The organism is Cellulomonas denverensis (assembly GCF_012396125.1).
Lineage (GTDB): Bacteria > Actinomycetota > Actinomycetes > Actinomycetales > Cellulomonadaceae > Cellulomonas > Cellulomonas denverensis.
Genome location: NZ_JAAXOX010000002.1, coordinates 228181 through 244704 on the forward strand (window position 1 = coordinate 228181; position 16524 = coordinate 244704).

Consider the following 16524-nt stretch of genomic DNA (forward strand, 5'->3'; position numbering starts at 1 on the left):
GTCTCCGGGGGTCGGCGCCGCCGTGGGGCGAACGAGAAATCAACGGGGCACGTCCGCCCCAGCGAGCCGGGTCGCGACGGTGTGGCCGGGCAGTGCCGGGCAAGGTTCACAGGATAGGCACGGGGGTCTGACACTCACATCGCATTTGTCCCTGCTCTGCCCTCGGCAGAACCTCACCTACCCGGTTCGCTCCCGCCACCAGGCCAGCACCCGCAGCGCCTGGAACGTCAGCCACGGCGACGGCTCCCCCTCCGGTACGTCCACCTCGAACCAGACCTGCCCGGCCAGCGGCGGCCCCTGGGCCCAGGTGCCGTCCGGCCGCCGTGCCGACTCGATCATCTCGATCGCCTCCGCCAGCCGGGGGTCCGGGCGGTCGGCGGCCCGGAAGTGGTCCGCGGCGGTCAGCACGCTGTAGGCGTGTCGGGACGGGTAGCGGAACCGGGTGGTCCACGGCCCGACCTCCTCCCCGGTGGACAGCCGGCGGTGCAGGCGGCGGGCGAGCAGGTACTCCTCGCCGGCGTGCCGCGCATCGGCGGTGCGCCGGGGGTCGCCGCCGGCCTGGGCGTGGTCCAGCAAGCCGCGCAGCGCGTTCAGGGTGGAGTGGAAGGACGACCGGGTCGACCCGTCCACCCACTCGCAGTTCCAGCCGCCGTCCGGCAGCTGGTGGGCGAGGAACCAGTCGACCAGCGGCTCGACGTCCACCCCGAGCCACAGCCCGTTGGACAGGGTCCAGGAGTTGATGCAGACGTCGACCTCGCCGCCCCAGTAGGGCAGGTCGTCGTACTCCCAGCGCACCGCCGACAGCCGCTCGGCCGTGTCGCCGAGCACGGCAGGGTCCACGCCCCACTCGCGCAGGGAGTTCAGGCTCCAGGTGGTGGCGGTCCACGGCTGGCCCTCGCCGCTGCCGTCGAAGCCGGCCGGGAAGAACGCTCCCCCGGCCCACTGCCCGTCCGGGTCCTGGTGCGCGAGCAGCCGGGCGCCGAAGCCCTCCCGGGCGACCCGGTCCCGGGTGGCGGACCAGACCGGCTCCGGCTCGTGCAGCAGGTCGCGCTGGACCTGCCAGCGCAGGGCCGGATCGGTGTCGAGCAGCCAGTCGGTCACCGGCGTGCCGGGCGTCATCGGGACACGGTACGTCCGGCGCCCGGCGGGCGGAACCCCGGTTCGGCGGTCACCCTGGGAGGGATGTCTGCCCGCACCTGGTTCGCCCTCCATCCCCGCGTCATGGCCGCCGTGAAGGCCACCGCCTCGGCCCTGATCGCCTGGTCGCTGGTCCGGGCGGTGCCAGGGCCGTGGAGTGAGTACCCCTACTACGCACCGCTCGGCGCCGTGATCGGCTCGGCGGTGACGGTGCGGGGCTCCACCCGGTCGGCGTTCCAGGCGATCGCGGCGATGGTGCTGGGTGCGGGGCTGGCCCGGGTGGTCGACCTGCTGGCGGTGCCGCAGCTGCCGGCGCTGGGCATCGTGGTGCTGGCCGGGGTGCTGCTGTCCGGGTGGCGGGTGTTCGGGTCGTCGGGCTCCTGGGTGGCCACGTCGGCGATGTTCGTCCTGGTGATCGGGCACAGCGACCCGGTCGACTACACGCTGGCCTATGTCGGGCTGACCACGGTGGGCGCCCTGATCGCGATCGGGGTGAACGCCCTGGTCCCGGCGCTGCCACTCACCCCCGCACAGCGGGCGCTGGACCGGTTGCAGGCCGCGGCCGCCGACCAGCTGGACGCGCTGGCCGACTCGATCGGCGCCGACGCGCCACCCGACGACGCCGCGCTGGTGCGGGCCCGGGCGGCAGCCGGCGCCGCGGCGGAGACGGTACGGGAGTCGGCGCGGGCGAACTGGAACGCCCGCCGGTACCGCGGTCGCCGGGGCTCGCTCGACCGGCAGGCCGCCGCCCTCGACCGCGCCGCCCGGGCCGCCGGTGACGCCCACCGCAGCCTGGTCAGCTCCTGGCGCACCCCGTCGCCGCTGGCGGACGGCCCGGCGGGTCCGGCCCGCACCCCCGACGACGCCACCGCCACCGCGCTGCGGGTCGCCGCCGACCTGGTGCGTTCCCTGGACGACGGCGACCCGGACCCGGACCTGGTCGACCGGTTGACCCGGGCGATCGCGGCCGCCGAGCGGGCGGCACACGACCCCGGGCCGGGCGTACCGGACCGGATGACACCGAGCGTGGTGGTGGCGTTGAGCACCCTGGTCTGCGACTGAGTCGTCGCCGGGGCGAGCGGTCTCCGGTCGGGTCAGTTCGGGCAGTTGGTGTAGCCGATCCGGACTCCGCCGACGGCGAACAGCGGTTCGTTGCAGCCCGTGCCGTAGGTGTTGCTGGCGTTCAGCTCCTCGATCGGCGTGGTCGGGATGCAGGTACTGGCCTGGTAGCTGCTCACGGTGCCCGGGAACACGACGTGGACGGCCTCCAGACTCGCGCCGACCACCTCGATCCGGTCGATGGTGATGGTGCAGGCGGAACCGGGGGTGGCGGCGACGGCCGGGGTGACGGCGACCGCCCCCACCGCACCGGCGGCGGCGAAGACGATGGCGGCGGCGCGGGCAAGGCTCTTGCGCATGACGGATCTCCTGACGGCAAGTGTGCCGGCGCGGGCAGTCCCTCCACCCGGACGGGCCGTCCGCTCGATGAGGAAGGGTCCGCAGCCGCCGGACGCCGTGCGCCGCGGTGGGACCCAGAAGATGGTGGCCGGGCTCGGCGGAACGGCGGGATGTCCCCCATGCCCCCGGGGAGTCGGTTTCAGCGAACCACCGTCGCGCCCGGCCCGCCACGCGGGCGGGTCAGTCCCGGCGGGCGACGATCAGGTGGCGGGTGGAGTGCGCGACGAACGGCCCGTCACGCTCGATCAGCTCGTGCAGGTCACGCAGCCGGTCCCGGTACGCCTCGACGGTGAAGCCGGGCACCCACCAGATCACCTTGCGCAGCAGGTAGACCACCGCGGCGACGTCGTGGATCTCGATCCGCAGCCGCGCGGTGCGCAGGTCCTCCACCACCAGCCCGGCGGCCCGCGCGGCGGCGGCCTCGTCCTCCGGTTCCCGGGCCCGGCGGCCCTCCGGCTGCGGGCCGAGGAAGAACTCGATCAGCTCGAAGGCGCTGCCCGGGCCGACGTGCTGGGCGACGTAGTGCCCGCCGGGCCGCAGCACCCGGGCGATCTCGGTCCACCAGATCGTCGCCGGGTGCCGGCTGGTCACCAGGTCGAAGGCCCCGTCGGCGAAGGGCAGCGGCGGCTGGTCCGGGTCGGACACCACGGCCACGCCGCGGGGGTGCAGCAGGGCGGTGGCCCGGGCGAGGTTCGGCGGCCAGGACTCGGTCGCCACCGCGAGCGGCGGGAACGCGGGCGCCTCGGCCAGCACCTCGCCGCCGCCGGTCTGGATGTCCAGCGAGGCCTGGGCGCGGCCGAGCCACTGACCGAGCAGCCGGGCGTAGCCCCAGGGCGGGCGCTCCTCGGTGGCGCGTCCGGCCAGCCAGCCGAAGTCCCAGCCGCTGACGTCGGCGGACTCCCCCAGCGCGATCAGCTCGTCGAACCCGGCCATGGCGCCCATGGTGTCAGGCCGGGTCGGTGACCCGCACCGGTCCCTGGCCGCGGCCGGCCAGCACGTCCTCCGGGTTGAGCAGGGCGCAGGCGCGCAGGGACAGGCAGCCGCAGCCGATGCAGCCGGCCAGGTCCCGCTCCAGCCGCTCGATGGTGCGGCGCCGGTCCTCTAGCTGGACCTTCCACCGCCGGGACAGCCGCTGCCATTCGGCCCGGGTCGGCGGCCGGTCCAGCGGCACCCCGGACAGCACCTCGGCGACCTCCTCCAGCGGAATGCCCAGCCGCTTGGCGATCACGATCAGCGACACCCGGCGCAGCATGTGCCGGGCGTAGCGCCGCTGGTTGCCCGGGCTGCGGGTGGACGCGATCAGCCCGGCCCGCTCGTAGAAGTGCAGCGCGGAGACGCTGACCCCGGTGCGGTGGCTGACCTCACCGATCGAGAGCGTGTCCTGCGGCCGCAGGGTCATCCGCCGGGCTGCAGGTCGGCGTTGACGTCCGCCGGCAGCGCGGCGACCAGCGGGTGGTCGGCGTCCACCGCGCCGATCCGGGCGGCGCCGCCGGGCGAACCGAGCACGTCGAAGAACTCGACATTCGCCCGGTAGTAGTCGCTCCACTGCTCGGGGACGTCGTCCTCGTAGTAGATCGCCTCCACCGGGCAGACCGGTTCGCAGGCGCCGCAGTCCACGCACTCGTCGGGGTGGATGTACAGCGAGCGCTTGCCCTCGTAGATGCAGTCGACCGGGCACTCCTCGATGCAGGCCTTGTCCTTGATGTCCACGCAGGGCTGGGCGATCACGTAGGTCATGCTCCGAACCTAGAACCTCAACCATGGTTGAGGTCAACTGTGACTAAGCACTCAGGACCTTGGACCGCGAGTCATGGGATGACCGGGTGCACGATGGACCCAGTCGCAGGAAAGGTCCCGTCCCCCGTGAAGGTCCGCACCCGTCCCGAACACCCCGCCACCGGTGCCGCACTCGCGGTGGTCGGCGGCTACCTGGATGCGTACACGTACGTCGCCCACCACGGCGTCTTCGCCAACGCCCAGACCGGCAACGTGGTGTTCGTCGCCATCGACGTCGCCCACGGCCAGTGGGCGCAGGCCGCCCGCTACCTGCCGATCATCGGGGCGTTCGTGCTCGGGCTGGTCGCCGCCGAGTGGCTGGCCGCCCACCGCGGGCTGCCCGGACTGAGCGACCCGACCCGGATCGTGCTCGGCCTGGAGATCGTGGTGATGCTGGCGGTGGCCGCCCTGCCCACGACCGCGCCGTCGCCGTGGAGCACCATCGCGGTCGCCTTCGCCGCGGCCCTGCAGGTGACCACCTTCCGGCTGGTGCGCGAGACCAGCTACAGCACGACGATGACCACCGGGAACCTGCGCACCCTGGTCACCGCGGCCTACGAGTGGCTCAGCGGCTACGACCCCCGGCAGCGGGTGGTGGCGGCCCGGCTGAGCCTGATCGTGCTGGCCTTCGCCACCGGCGCGGCCCTCGGTGCCCTGGCCAGCGCACCGGAGGCCCTCGGTACCCGGGCCACCGTGCTCGCCGCCGGGATCCTGGCCGGCGTGCTGGTCGCGATCGAGACCCACAGCTACCGCAGCGCCGAGCTGGTCCGGGCCTGACCGGCGCTCAGCGCCAGCCGAGCTCGGTCACCCGCCGCAGCATCGTCCGCCCCACCACCGACTCGGATTGGGGCACCCCCGGGTCCGCGTCCAGCACCACCGCCACCGCACCACCGGCGGCCGGGTACCACCGCAGCTGGCACTGGAACCCCACGCCCCAGCCCTGGGTCATCACGCACGGCCGGCCGGGTGCGCCGAACGGGAAGACCCCCGCCGCCACCCCGCATTCCCCCGGGTCCGCCACCCACTGCGCCGCCTGGCCCGCGGTGAGCAGCACCCCGTCCTGCCCCGCCAGCGACCGGCCCAGGTCCGCCAGCCAGACCGCGATCTCGGTCGCCGGGGACCACAGCCCGGAGGCCGCCAGCCCGGGATAGTGCCGCCGGGGACCACGCCCGGCGTTGCCCAGCGCCGCCCCGGCCGCCACCGGTGAGTGTTCCCCGGCCCAGAACCCGGTCCGGGTCAGGCGCAGCGGTACGGCCAGCTCGCGGTGCATGACGGCGGCGAACGGCTCCCCGGTCGCCACCTCCACCGCACGCTCGACCAGGCAGTACCCGGCGTCGGAGTACGCCACCGCGGTGCCGGGCTCGACGCTCGGGGTGATCGGGCCGGGGTGGGCGGGGGTCCGGCCGGCGACCAGCTCGGCGATCGGCGGCACCGGCCCCGTCTCGAAGGATCCGGGCGGGTCGCTCACCCCGCCGCGGTGGGTGAGCAGCTGCCGCAGGGTCGGCCCCCAGCGTCCCGGCACCGGCACCCACTGCCGGACGTCGGTGTCCAGGTCCAGCACCCCGCGCCCGGCCAGCCGGAGCACCCCCACCGCGGTCAGCGCCTTGGCGGCCGAGCACAGGTGCAGCGGTGCGGCCGGGTCAAGCCCGGCCGGGTCGACCTCGATCCGGGGTGGCGCTCCGGCGCTGGTCAGGACCGTGACGAGGGTGGCGGCAGGCATGGCCGGACCGTAGACCCGCCCGCCGACAATCGGCCCCGGTTCACCACCGGAGCATGAGGCGATCACCCCCGGCACGCGCGGAGACTGGCCTGACCAGAAGGAGCGGAGCGGATCATGCTGTACCACATCCGGGTCACCGGGCCCGCGCAGGAGATCGACGTGCTCGGCGAGTACGCGGACATCGTCGCGGCCCGCACCCGGGACGGGGCGATCCTGTCCTGCCAGGTGCCGGACAGTGCCGGGCTGACCGGGGTGGTGGCGCTGCTGAGCGACCTCGGCGTCGACATCGCGGAGCTGCAGGCCGTACCCGAGGTGCTCTGACTCAGCCCGTCGGCGGGTGGGCCGCGATCGCCTGGTCCACCGTCGGGTAGCGCTCCAGCTCCGGGGTCCCCGCCGCACCGGCCACCGCGCGCAGCACGTCGCGCACCTGTCCCACGTCCTGGGCCAGCACCAGCGTCGCGCCCGCCCGGTCCAGGTCGCGCCGCAACTGACCGAGCATCCCGGCGGCGGCGCTGTCCACGAACGGCACCGTCCGGGCGTCCAGCACCACCAGGGACGGCCGCCGCTCCGCCACCAGCGCGCGGATCGCCGAGCGCACGTGGTCGGCGTTGGCGAAGAACAGTCCGCTCTCCACCCGCACCACCAGCACGCCAGGAACACCGGCTCCGGCGGGCCGGCCGCGCAGCTCCCGGCGCCGGTCGTCCACCCAGCTGCCGTCGGCGTCCCGCACCAGCACCGCGACATGCGGCCGGGAGGCCCGGGCCAGCAACAGCAGCATGGACAACGCCACCCCGATCAGCAGGCCGGGCAGGGTGTCGAACAGCAGCACCCCGGCCAGCGCGGCCAGGGCGGCGAAGGCGTCGTAGCGCGGGCTGGTGCCGTAGAGCCGGCGACCCAGCGGCCCGGCCAGCGCCCACAGGCGTCGCAGCGCCGCCACGTCGACCAGCTCGGCGACCGCCATGATCACGATCGCCGCCAGCGCCGCATCCGGCAGCGGCTCGAACAGCGGGGTCAGCACCAGCAGGGTGGCGACGGTCAGGGCGGCGGCGGTCAGGCCGGACAGCTGGCTGCGGGCGCCGGCGCCCCCGTTCACCGCCGTCTTGGACAGGCTGCCGTTCACCACCATGCCGGAAACCAGCCCGGAACCGGCGTTCGCCAGGCCCATGCCGAGCAACTCCCGGTTCGGGTCGACGTCCTCCCCGATCCGTGCGGCATAGGTCCGGGCCGCGCCCAGCGCCTCGGCGAAGCCGACCAGCAGCACCCCGGCCGCCGGGCCGACCAGATCGCCGTACTGCGACCAGTCCGCCGCGGGCAGTCCCACCGCGGGCAGTCCGGCGTCGATCGGCCCGACCACGGCCACCCCCAACCCGTCCAGGTCCAGCAGCACCACCGCCGCCACCGCCAGTGCCACCACCACCAACGACCCGGGCACCCGCGGCACCAGCGCGCGCAGCACCACCAGCACCGCCAGGCAGGCCAGCCCGAGCACCGCGGTGGCCGGGTCCAGTTCGCCCAATCCGCGCAGCACGGCCCAGGCCTTCGCCAGGAAGTCGCCGTCCCCACCCTCGATGCCGAGCAGGCCGGGGACCTGCCCGATCATGATGGTCAGCGCCAGGCCGACGATGAACCCCTTCAGCACCGGCTCGGAGATGAACGAGGCCAGGAACCCCGCCCGCAGGGCACCCGCCAGCAGGCACAGCACGCCGGTGACCAGCGCGGTGGCCGAGGTCAGCGCCCAGAACGCTGCGGCGTCGCCGGGATGCTGGGCCGCCACCACCCCGGCGGACAGCGCGGCGGTGGCCGACATCGGCCCGACGATCAGGTGCCGGGAACTGCCCACCGCGGCATACAGCACCAGCGCCGGCACCGCCGCGTACAGCCCGACCACCGGCGACACCCCGGCGATCGTGGCGTAGGCCAACGCCTCCGGCACCAGCACCGCCCACACGGTCAGGCCGGCGATCAGGTCCGTGCCGATCCAGGCGCGCCGGTAACCGGCCAGTGAGGGGAAGACCCGGTGACCGGTCACGGGTCGACCTCCGGGTGGACGGGCCGCAGCACCGGCGGCAGCCACTCGCCCCGGATCGCCTCCGCGGTGGGCTGGTACAGCCGGAGCAGCACGGCGAACGCGCCCCGTGGGCTGCGCAGCCAACGCTCGGTGTCGGCGACCCGGGCCGGGCGGGTGTGCTGGACCAGCGCCTCCAGGTCCGGGTGCGGTCGCCGGCCCGAGGCGCTCGCGTGCGGTGCCGCCTCGTGCCGGCCGTCGGGCAGTCGGTGGGTGCTGAGCGTCCAGCCGCCGCGACCGTGGGCCAGGTGGTCGGCGTCCAGGGTGAGCCGGTAGGCCCGGTCGCCGCGGGCGGTCTCTCCCCCGGTCGTGTCCAGGCGGGTGGTGAGCACGGTGCGCGGATCGAGGCGTTCGAGCCCGTCTGCCGCCCGGACCGCGCCGAGGATCGCCGGGTCGGCTGAGGGTCCGCCGCGCCGCGCCGCGTCCCGGACCAGCGACTCGCCGAGCAGCGCGCCGCGGGACACCGCACCCGGGTCGGCGTCCAGCAGCCACGCCCAGCCGTCCTCCGCGGAGCCGGGTGCGGGCCGGGCCACCCCCAGCAGGACGCCGAGCAGGGCCCCCAGGTCGCCGGCCGGAGCCGGACCGGGCAGTGCGGGCGCGCTGCGTGGCGCGTCCAGGCCGACGAGTTCCAGCCCGGTACGGCGTTCGGTGCCCCGTGCGGCCAGGGCGACCGCATCCACCCGGACCCAGTCCGTGCCCGGGCCGTCCGGTCCGCGGCCGAGCGACCAGGTCAGCGGCCCGGTGACCGGATCGGCGCTGCCGTGCACCAGGACGGTCCGGCCGAACAGGTCCACCACCTGCACACCGAGCCAGGTCCCGGCGGGTGCGGGGGCGACGGTCAGGGTGGCGGGTGACCCGGTGTGCACCCAGGCGGTGGCGGTGGCCGCCCGCGGATCGGCCCAGTCGGCAGCCGGGTCCACCGGGTGCAGCACACCGGCACCTGGGCCGTGGGCCAGGGCCGCGTCGAGTTCGGCCAGCAGCCGCGCCGCCGGCCGGCTGCCGAGGTAGGCATCGGCCGCCGCACGCACGATCTCCCCGTGATCCATCCGCTCCCCGTCCTCCGGTCGCTCCCGTGCCCACCCACCGTGACATTCGGACAAAGCGCATCGGATCACCCGGAACGGATGAGGTGGGGGCATTTCGCCGTGCAGAACCCTGGTTTTCCGTCACGATGGACCTGACCAAGGGGGCTGGGATGAACACGCGCGCGTTCCGGGGGATGCTCTGCACCACCGCACTGGTGACGGCACTGGCCGGGTGCGGGAGCGACAGCGACGGCGATGAGGCGGCCGCCTGTGCGGCGCAATCCGACCTGCGATTCTCGGTGCAGGAACTGGACGCCACCCTGACCCCTGACGCGACAATCGATCAGATCCGTTCCGCCCGCGACCAGGTGGCACAGGCGCGCGACGCCCTCGCCTCGGATCTGGCCTGCGACTGAGCTGCCGCAGAGCCGGGAGGGGGACGATGACGCAGACCCGACGGGTGGGCCTGACACCGGTGGGCAAGATCTCGGTGCCCGCGCCCGGTCCGGACCATCTGGCCCGGCCCCGGTGCACCGAGGCGATGGACCAGGCGGTCCGGGACCGGCGGCTGGTGCTGGTCGCCGCGCCGGCCGGGTATGGCAAGACCTCCCTGCTCGCCGAGTGGGCGACGGGCACCGGGTCGCCGGTGGCGTGGCTCTCGCTCGATCCGCTGGACGATTCGCCGGCCCGGCTGGTCCGGGTGCTGACCGACGCGGTGCTTGCCGCGCTGCCCGATGCGCCCGATGACCCGGTCCCGGCGACCGCGGGGCTGGCCCCCCGGGTCGACGCCCTGATCGGCCTGCTGGACGGGGCGGGGCGGCCGCCGGTGATCGTGCTGGACGACGTGCACCACCTGTCGGCGCCCACCGGCCGGGCCGTGCTCACCCCGCTGATGCAGTACGCCCCGACCCGGTTCGTGCTCGCCGGGCGGCACGACGTCGCCATCCCGGTGCAGCGACTGCGGATCGCCGGGGAGCTGGCCGAGATCCGGATGGGCACCCTGGCCTTCACCCAGGACGAGGTGCACCGGCTCGGCCGGTCGCTGGGGTCGCCGCGGCACCCGGGCGGCGCACACGAGCTGTGGTCGCTGACCGGCGGGTGGCCGGTGGCGGTGCGAGTGGCGCTGGCCGCCGGAGTGCCGGACGGCGACGACCCGCTGGGGATGCGCGACCGGGACATCCCGCTCACCGACTACCTGGTCGAGCAGGTGGTCGGCCAGCTGCCGGACGACCTGGCGCGGTTCTTCCTGACCGCGAGCTTCGCCCCGGCCCTGGACACCGCGATGGCCGAGGCACTGCTGCCCGGCGGGGCCGGGCTGTTGGAGACCTGCTACCGGCGCGGCCTGTTCCTGGTCGCCACCGCCCAGGACGGCGGCGACCCGGCGTACCGCTGGCATTCGCTGGTCGCCGCGCACGCCCGGACCGTGCTCACCCGCCGGGACCCGGGTGCCGCCCAGGCCGCGCACCGGGTGATCGCCGAGCATCTCGCCCGGTCCGACCCGGCGGGCGCGATCCAGCACGCCCTGGATGCCCGATCCCCGGCCCTGGCCGCGTCGGTGCTCGGCGAGCACTGGCCCGATCTGGTGGTGCGCGGGGAGGCCGATCTGATCCGCCGGCTGCGATCCGCCCTGCCCGCGCCGTTCCGGAACAGCCCGGACGTGCTGATCGCCCTGAGCGCGGCCGACGCCATCGGCGGGGAGCCCGGGCCCGGTGAACGCCGGCCGGCCACCGTGGTGGGCCTGGTGCAGACCTTCCTGGCCCGCTGCCGGCCCGGCCCGGAGGAGGCGATCCGGCGCGGCACGGCACTGCTGGCCGAACCCGACCTGGACGAGGGCACCCTCGCCCTGGGGCTGTACCTGCTGGCCCGGGCCGAGCTGCAACGACCCCTGGTGGGCGACGGCCCGGTGCACCGGGTGGCCCGGGCCGCCGAGCTGGCCGCCACCCGGGGCTGGACCGCACTGGAGCTCGCCTGCCGGGCCGAGGAGGCGGTGGCCGCCGCCCAGCATGGCGACTACCTGACGGCCCGCCGCCGCGCCGCCGCGGTGATCGAGCAGGCCGAGGCGCACGGCTGGGCGGCCACCGGCATCGTCGCCGGCGCCCACCTGGCCGCCGGGATGGCGGACTACTGGCAGGACCGGTTGGACACCGCCGCAACCGAACTCACCGCCGCGCTCGACTCGGCCGGCCCGCTGCGGCGCGAGGTCGCCCTGCACGCCGCCGGGGTGCTGGCGGTGGTGGCGATCGCCCAGGCCGACCCGGTGCTGCTGGACCGGGCGGTGGCGGCGCTGGCCGAGCAGCACCGCGACGACACCCGGCTGCCCGGTCACGCCGCGGCGCTGCGCGCGGTGGTCGAGGCGTTCCGGCTGGACTCCCAGCAGCGCCCGGCCGACGCGCTGGCCGTCGTCGAACCGTGGCTGGCCCGGATGGACCCCTCGCTGTACGCCTGGCGCGGGGACGCGCTGCGCCGCACCGGCGACCTGCCGGGGGCGTGGCGCTCGCTGGACGAGGCTCGGCGTACCGCGCAGACCTGGCCCAGGCTGGTCCGGCACCGGATCGAGGTCGCCGTACAGGCCACCGAGGCGCTGCTGCACCGGGATCCCCAGGCCGCCCACCAGGCACTGGAGCGGGCGCTGTCCACCGCCGCGGAGCAGGACCTGATCCGCCCGCTGCGGGACCGCTCCGCCGACCTGCGGCCGCTGCTGTCCGCGCACCTGACCTGGGGCAGCGCGCACGAGGACACCGTGACCCGGCTGCTGCTCGCCGACCAGGCGGACCCGGCGGTCCGGCCCTCGGCCTGGGAGCTGACCCCGCGCGAACGGGACGTGCTGGTCTGCCTGCGGTCCTCGCTGACCACGGAGGAGATCGCGGCGTCGATGTTCCTGTCGATCAACACGATCAAGACCCACATCCGCGCGATCTACCGCAAACTCGGGGTGAGCGGTCGCCGGGAGGCGGTGCGCTCCGGGGTGGAGCGCGGGCTGGTCTGACCGCTCGGTTCAGAGCCCGGTGATCCCGTCGCCGAGCATCTTGGCCCCGATCACCGCCAGCAGCACGGTCATGATCGCCGCGTTGTGCCGGACCATCCAGCCGCGCAGGTCGCCGAGCAGCGCCGCCGCCCGGTCACCGGTGGCCAGGTAGATCACCAGCGGCGCCGCCACCCCGATCGAGGCGATCACCACGAACACCGCCAGCGCCACCACCCGGGCCGTGCCGTCGGTGGTCGCCGAGGCGATCGCCGCGGCGCCGGAGACCACCAGCAGCAGGTTCTTCGGGTTCACCGCGCCGAGCAGCACCGCCAGGCCCAGCGCCTTCACCGGGGTGAAGCCGTCCACCGCGCGCATCCAGCCCGGCGTGGGCGGCTCCGCGTCCCCGCGAGGCCGGCCACGCCAGTTCTTCACGGCGAGCAGCAGGAGGAGGACGCCCAGGACCAGCTTCAGCCAGGCCGCCCAGGCCGGTGGCCCGTCGTCGTCGCCGGCCAGGCCGTCCGCGATCAGCAGCACCAGGGTGCCGAGCACCGCGATGCCGGCCACCCACCCGATCAGGAACGCGGCGGCATTGCTCCGCGCCCTCGGGGTGAGCAGCATCAGCACCACGGCCACGATCGGCATCGGGCTGATCAGGACGCCGACCGCCACCGGCAACGACTGCCCGATCGCCTCGCCCATCGGGTGTCCCCCTCCCGCGTGCTACCGGCTCAGTGGTTCTCGCTCAGCGCCTCGCGCAGCCGCTGCTCCTCCTCGGCGGACAGGTTGGTCTGGATCAGCTCCGCCTCGATCCCCTGCTCCCGCAGCGCGGGCAGCACCCGGTCCGGCACCGCGCCGGAGGTCAGCACGAACAGCGCCGACGTGCCCGGCGTGACCTTGCTGCGCACCGAGGCGATGAAGTCGTCGTCGATGCCGACATCGGTCAGGGCGCCCCCGAGCGCCCCCGCCGCCGCGCCGACCGCCGCACCGAGCAGCGGGATGAAGAACAGCATCCCGAACAGCAGGCCCCAGAACGTGCCGCCCAGTGCCCCGGCCGCGGTGAGGTTGTTGGCCTGCCGGGTCTTCGGCTTCTTCTTGCCCGGCTCCCAGGACACGGTCGCCGCGTCGTGCACCTGGATCAGCTCCTGCTTCTGCAACGCCTCCAGGGCGCTCTCCGCCCGGGTCGCGCCGTCCGGGGTGGTGAACTTCCACACGCTGAGAGTGGCCACGGCCGTCCTCCTCGGTTCGCTGTGCTGTGACCCCGCCAGCCTGACCGCCGGGCGCGCCACCGGCCTCACCCGCCGCGGATGAGCCTGCCCGGCCGATCCGGTTCACCCCCGGCGGGCGAGGACGTCACGGCCGCGCGCGGGGACGCTCACCGGGAGACGACCCCACCAGGAGAGGACCCGTGATGACCTACCAGCCCCAGGACGCGAGTCCGGCCACCCGCGCGGTGCTCGCCGCCGCCCGCGACCGCTACCCGTGGGACGACACCGCGGACTACACCGACGCCCTGCGCGGCAAGATCGCCGACATCCCCGGCGGGCGGGTGCCCACCGACGACGGCCACACCAGCCTGGACCTGGGCGACTTCGCCTTCCTCGGCGCGGACGGGGACCCGGCGCCGGACACCGTGGACGCCAGCCTGTGGCGGCAGTCCCAGCTGATGCGGCACGCCGGCCTGTTCCGGGTGACCGACCGGATCCACCAGGTCCGCAACACCGACATCGCCGACGTCACCTTCGTCGAGGGGGACGACGGGGTCATCGTGATCGACTGCGCCGCCGCGGTGGAGGCCTCCCGGCAGGCGCTGGCCCTGTACCGCGAGCACGTCAGCGACAAGCCGGTGGTGGCGGTGATCTACACCCACACCCACGTCGACCACTACGGCGGGGTCAAGGGAATCGTCGACCCGGCGGACGTCGCCGCCGGCAGGGTGCCGATCATCGCCCCGGGCCGGATCGAGAGCTTCGACGCCCTGGCCATCGGGGAGAACGTGATCGCCGGGAACGCGATGTCCCGCCGCGGGCTGTACGCCTTCAACAGCCTGCTGGACCGCGGCCCGCGCCAGGGGGTGTCCGCCGGGATCGGGATCGCCACCTCCGGCCCGGCGACGGTGTCCTACCTGTCCCCCACCGACTCGATCACCGCCACCGGGCAGAGCCGGCGGATCGCCGGGCTGACCTTCGAGTTCCTGTATGCCCCGGACACCGAGGCGCCGGAGGAGATGCACATCTGGATCCCGGAACTCAAGGCCCTGACCTGCGCGGAGAACGCCAACCACTCGCTGCACAACATCCAGACCCTGCGCGGCGCCCGGACCCGGGACGCCCGCAACTTCGCCCGGTACCTGGACGAGACCCTGGTCCGCTGGGGCGATCAGGTCGAGGTGCACTTCGGTCCGCACACCTGGCCGGTGTGGGGCAACGCCGCGGTGGTCGACTTCCTGGAGTCGCAGCGGGACACCTACCAGTACCTGCACGACCAGGCGCTGCGGCTGGCCAACAAGGGCTACACCCCGCTGGAGGCGGCCGAGGTGATCGAGCTGCCGCCCTCGCTCGGCCGGCGCTGGTTCAACCGCGGCTACCACGGCACCGTGCACCACGACGTGCGGGCGGTGTTCACCAAGGAACTCGGGATGTGGGACGGCGACCCGGTGTCGCTGCACCCGCACCCGCCGGTGGAGTCGGCCACCCGCTGGGTGCGGGCCTTCGGCGCCGACGCGCTGGTCGCCGAGGGCCGCCGCGCGATCGAGGCCGGCGACTACCGGTGGGCGGTCGAGGTGCTGCACACCGTGGTCTTCGCCGACCCGGACCACACCGAGGCCCGGCAGTTGCAGGCCGACGCCTACGAGCAGATGGGCTACCAGGCCGAGGGCCCGCAGTGGCGCGGGATCTTCCTCACCGCCGCCCGGGAACTGCGCGAGGGGATCATCCCGGCCCGGTTCGCCACCGCCAGCCCGGACTCCATCGCCGCGATGCCGGTGAGCATCCTGTTCGACTTCGCCGCCGTGCACCTGATCGGCGACCGCGCGGCCGATCTGGACCTGCGCTTCGACGTGGAGTTCACCGATCTGGGCACCACTTGGACCTGCTGGATCGGCAACGGGGTGCTGCACGCCCGGGAGGGTGGCACCGGCGCGCCGCTGACCATCCGCGGGCCGAAGCCGGCGCTCGCGGCCGTGCTCACCGCGCCCGAGCACACCGCCGCCCTGGTCCAAGCCGGGCAGATGGTGCTGGACGGCGACCGCGGGGTCCTGGACGCCTACCACGCGGTGGTGGACAGCTTCGACCCGGACTTCCCGATCGTGACGCCCTAGCTGGTGCCGCGCTCCACCAGCGTGGTGGGCAGGGTGATCCGGGCTGGTTCGGCGCCCTCGACCACCTCCAGCAGCAGGCGGACCATCTCGGTCGCGATGCGTTCGAGTGGTTGGCGGATGGTGGTCAGGGGTGGGTCGAGGGTGGCGGCCAGCCCGGAGTCGTCGAACCCGCCGACCGCGACGTCCCCGGGCACGGTGCGTCCGGCCTCACGCAGGGCGACCAGGGCCCCGGCGGCCATCAGGTCCGAGGCCACGAACACCGCGTCCAGCTCCGGGCGGCGGTCCAGCAGGGCGGCCATCGCGCGCTGACCGCCGGCGCGGGTGTAGTCGCCGTGTTCGACCAGCGACTGGTCGAAGTCGGGGCCCAGGGCGTCGCGGTAGCCGGCCAGTCGGCGTAGACCGCCGGGGGTGTCCTGCGGCCCGGTGATGGTCGCGATCTGTCGCCGGCCGCGGGCGCGCAGGTGCTCGGTCATGGTGCGGGCCCCGCCGTGGTCGTCGGCGCACACCCAGCCGATCCGGTCCTCGAAGCCGAGGGGCTCACCACAGGCAATGGTGGGCACGCCCTGGCGCAGCAGGTCGCCAACCACGGGGTTGTCGCGGTGGGAGGAGATCAGCAGCACCCCGTCGACGTGTCCGGCCGCGACGTAGTCGGTGATCCGGCGGCGCTCGGCCGGGGCGCCGGCGACCATCAGCAGCAGCGGCATCTCCCGGGCCGACAGCGCCTCGGCGGCGGCGCGCAGCAGGATGGAGAACGTCGGGTCCTCGAACAGCAGGTGCTGGGGTTCGGTCAGCAGGAACGCCACCGAGTTCGACCGGCCGGTGACCAGACTGCGCGCGTGCTGGTTGGCCGAGTACCCGGTGGTCCGGATCGCCTCGCGCACCGCCTGCTCGGCCTCCGGGGACACCCAGTGCCCGCCATTGAGCACCCGGGACACCGTCCCCCGCGACACCCCCGCCACCGCAGCGACATCACGGATGGTCGGGCGACGGCGACCGGTCGAGGACTCCACGGCCCCGACCTTACGGCCAGCGGTCACCGAGGGCGCAGTTCCGGTCGCCGGG

Annotated in this window: 17 protein-coding genes; 6 read left to right on the forward strand and 11 right to left on the reverse strand. The window is 74.7% G+C overall.

The features are described from left to right. Positions 1-177: 177 nt before the first annotated feature. A complete protein-coding gene (locus tag HGA03_RS04950; RefSeq protein ID WP_168629126.1) occupies positions 178-1119 on the reverse strand; it encodes a squalene cyclase in 942 nt (313 codons plus the stop codon). A 63-nt stretch (positions 1120-1182) separates the two neighbouring features. On the opposite strand from HGA03_RS04950, the gene HGA03_RS04955 reads away from it, so the two are divergent. After that, positions 1183-2199: an FUSC family protein gene (locus tag HGA03_RS04955; RefSeq protein ID WP_168629127.1), complete on the forward strand. Its 1017-nt coding sequence runs from the start codon at positions 1183-1185 to the stop codon at positions 2197-2199. Positions 2200-2231: 32 nt separating this feature from the next. Here HGA03_RS04955 and HGA03_RS04960 read toward each other — a convergent pair whose 3' ends face one another. From HGA03_RS04960 to fdxA, 4 genes are all read right to left on the reverse strand, one after another. After that, a complete protein-coding gene (locus tag HGA03_RS04960) occupies positions 2232-2555 on the reverse strand; it encodes a hypothetical protein (protein WP_168629128.1) in 324 nt (107 codons plus the stop codon). A gap of 220 nt (positions 2556-2775) precedes the next feature. Then, the gene (locus HGA03_RS04965; protein WP_168629129.1) at positions 2776-3528 is read right to left on the reverse strand and encodes a class I SAM-dependent methyltransferase; all 753 of its coding nucleotides are present in this window, start codon (positions 3526-3528) and stop codon (positions 2776-2778) included. 13 nt (positions 3529-3541) lie between these two features. Further along, entirely contained in the window at positions 3542-3994 is a 453-nt protein-coding gene (gene soxR / locus HGA03_RS04970; protein ID WP_168629130.1) for a redox-sensitive transcriptional activator SoxR, read from the reverse strand. Beyond that, positions 3991-4332 (reverse strand): ferredoxin, encoded by a 342-nt coding sequence (gene fdxA / locus HGA03_RS04975; RefSeq protein ID WP_168629131.1) that lies wholly within the window; start codon positions 4330-4332, stop codon positions 3991-3993. Before fdxA ends, soxR begins: the two co-directional genes overlap by 4 nt. A 126-nt stretch (positions 4333-4458) precedes the next feature. Between fdxA and HGA03_RS04980 the strand changes: the two genes are divergently transcribed. After that, complete coding sequence (locus HGA03_RS04980; RefSeq protein WP_168629132.1) at positions 4459-5148, forward strand: YoaK family protein; 690 nt, start codon at positions 4459-4461, stop codon at positions 5146-5148. 7 nt (positions 5149-5155) lie between these two features. Here the strand turns inward: HGA03_RS04980 and HGA03_RS04985 are convergent, their stop codons facing one another. Continuing rightward, positions 5156-6091: a serine hydrolase domain-containing protein gene (locus HGA03_RS04985; RefSeq protein WP_168629133.1), complete on the reverse strand. Its 936-nt coding sequence runs from the start codon at positions 6089-6091 to the stop codon at positions 5156-5158. A gap of 114 nt (positions 6092-6205) precedes the next feature. On the opposite strand from HGA03_RS04985, the gene HGA03_RS04990 reads away from it, so the two are divergent. Continuing rightward, positions 6206-6412, forward strand: a complete 207-nt coding sequence (locus HGA03_RS04990) for a hypothetical protein (protein WP_168629134.1) — start codon at positions 6206-6208, stop codon at positions 6410-6412. Between the two features lies 1 nt (position 6413). On the opposite strand, the gene HGA03_RS04995 is transcribed toward HGA03_RS04990, so the two are convergent. Together HGA03_RS04995 and HGA03_RS05000 are read right to left on the reverse strand one after the other, a co-directional pair. After that, a complete protein-coding gene (locus HGA03_RS04995) occupies positions 6414-8120 on the reverse strand; it encodes a SulP family inorganic anion transporter (RefSeq protein ID WP_168629135.1) in 1707 nt (568 codons plus the stop codon). Continuing rightward, positions 8117-9202 (reverse strand): DUF1214 domain-containing protein, encoded by a 1086-nt coding sequence (locus tag HGA03_RS05000; protein WP_168629136.1) that lies wholly within the window; start codon positions 9200-9202, stop codon positions 8117-8119. The genes HGA03_RS04995 and HGA03_RS05000 overlap by 4 nt, the downstream gene beginning before the upstream one ends. Positions 9203-9327: 125 nt before the next feature. Here HGA03_RS05000 and HGA03_RS05005 point away from each other — a divergent pair, with 125 nt between their 5' ends. Together HGA03_RS05005 and HGA03_RS05010 are read left to right on the forward strand one after the other, a co-directional pair. Further along, on the forward strand, positions 9328-9597 hold the full coding sequence (locus tag HGA03_RS05005; RefSeq protein WP_168629137.1) for a hypothetical protein: 270 nt from the start codon (positions 9328-9330) through the stop codon (positions 9595-9597). Between the two features lie 26 nt (positions 9598-9623). After that, positions 9624-12167 (forward strand): LuxR C-terminal-related transcriptional regulator, encoded by a 2544-nt coding sequence (locus tag HGA03_RS05010; RefSeq protein WP_168629138.1) that lies wholly within the window; start codon positions 9624-9626, stop codon positions 12165-12167. A 9-nt stretch (positions 12168-12176) separates the two neighbouring features. On the opposite strand, the gene HGA03_RS05015 is transcribed toward HGA03_RS05010, so the two are convergent. Together HGA03_RS05015 and HGA03_RS05020 are read right to left on the reverse strand one after the other, a co-directional pair. After that, positions 12177-12845, reverse strand: a complete 669-nt coding sequence (locus tag HGA03_RS05015; RefSeq protein ID WP_168629139.1) for a GAP family protein — start codon at positions 12843-12845, stop codon at positions 12177-12179. A 29-nt stretch (positions 12846-12874) separates the two neighbouring features. Further along, positions 12875-13372: a DUF1269 domain-containing protein gene (locus tag HGA03_RS05020; RefSeq protein WP_168629140.1), complete on the reverse strand. Its 498-nt coding sequence runs from the start codon at positions 13370-13372 to the stop codon at positions 12875-12877. Between the two features lie 182 nt (positions 13373-13554). Between HGA03_RS05020 and HGA03_RS05025 the strand changes: the two genes are divergently transcribed. After that, entirely contained in the window at positions 13555-15462 is a 1908-nt protein-coding gene (locus tag HGA03_RS05025; protein WP_168629141.1) for an alkyl/aryl-sulfatase, read from the forward strand. Here HGA03_RS05025 and HGA03_RS05030 read toward each other — a convergent pair. After that, a complete protein-coding gene (locus HGA03_RS05030) occupies positions 15459-16472 on the reverse strand; it encodes a LacI family DNA-binding transcriptional regulator (RefSeq protein WP_168629142.1) in 1014 nt (337 codons plus the stop codon). The two genes, HGA03_RS05025 and HGA03_RS05030, sit on opposite strands and share 4 nt — an antisense overlap. Positions 16473-16524 lie beyond the last annotated feature (52 nt).

What these genes read in the sequence shown, in the direction of transcription:
- HGA03_RS04990 (WP_168629134.1), top strand. Translation starts at nt 6,206, where the DNA reads ATGCTGTACCACATCCGGGTCACCGGGCCCGCGCAGGAGATCGACGTG.
- HGA03_RS05005 (WP_168629137.1), top strand. Translation starts at nt 9,328, where the DNA reads ATGGACCTGACCAAGGGGGCTGGGATGAACACGCGCGCGTTCCGGGGG.
- HGA03_RS05025 (WP_168629141.1), top strand. Translation starts at nt 13,555, where the DNA reads ATGACCTACCAGCCCCAGGACGCGAGTCCGGCCACCCGCGCGGTGCTC.
- HGA03_RS05000 (WP_168629136.1), bottom strand. Translation starts at nt 9,202, where the DNA reads ATGGATCACGGGGAGATCGTGCGTGCGGCGGCCGATGCCTACCTCGGC.
- soxR (WP_168629130.1), bottom strand. Translation starts at nt 3,994, where the DNA reads ATGACCCTGCGGCCGCAGGACACGCTCTCGATCGGTGAGGTCAGCCAC.
- HGA03_RS04960 (WP_168629128.1), bottom strand. Translation starts at nt 2,555, where the DNA reads ATGCGCAAGAGCCTTGCCCGCGCCGCCGCCATCGTCTTCGCCGCCGCC.
- fdxA (WP_168629131.1), bottom strand. Translation starts at nt 4,332, where the DNA reads ATGACCTACGTGATCGCCCAGCCCTGCGTGGACATCAAGGACAAGGCC.
- HGA03_RS05010 (WP_168629138.1), top strand. Translation starts at nt 9,624, where the DNA reads ATGACGCAGACCCGACGGGTGGGCCTGACACCGGTGGGCAAGATCTCG.
- HGA03_RS05015 (WP_168629139.1), bottom strand. Translation starts at nt 12,845, where the DNA reads ATGGGCGAGGCGATCGGGCAGTCGTTGCCGGTGGCGGTCGGCGTCCTG.
- HGA03_RS04965 (WP_168629129.1), bottom strand. Translation starts at nt 3,528, where the DNA reads ATGGCCGGGTTCGACGAGCTGATCGCGCTGGGGGAGTCCGCCGACGTC.
- HGA03_RS04955 (WP_168629127.1), top strand. Translation starts at nt 1,183, where the DNA reads ATGTCTGCCCGCACCTGGTTCGCCCTCCATCCCCGCGTCATGGCCGCC.
- HGA03_RS04950 (WP_168629126.1), bottom strand. Translation starts at nt 1,119, where the DNA reads ATGACGCCCGGCACGCCGGTGACCGACTGGCTGCTCGACACCGATCCG.
- HGA03_RS04985 (WP_168629133.1), bottom strand. Translation starts at nt 6,091, where the DNA reads ATGCCTGCCGCCACCCTCGTCACGGTCCTGACCAGCGCCGGAGCGCCA.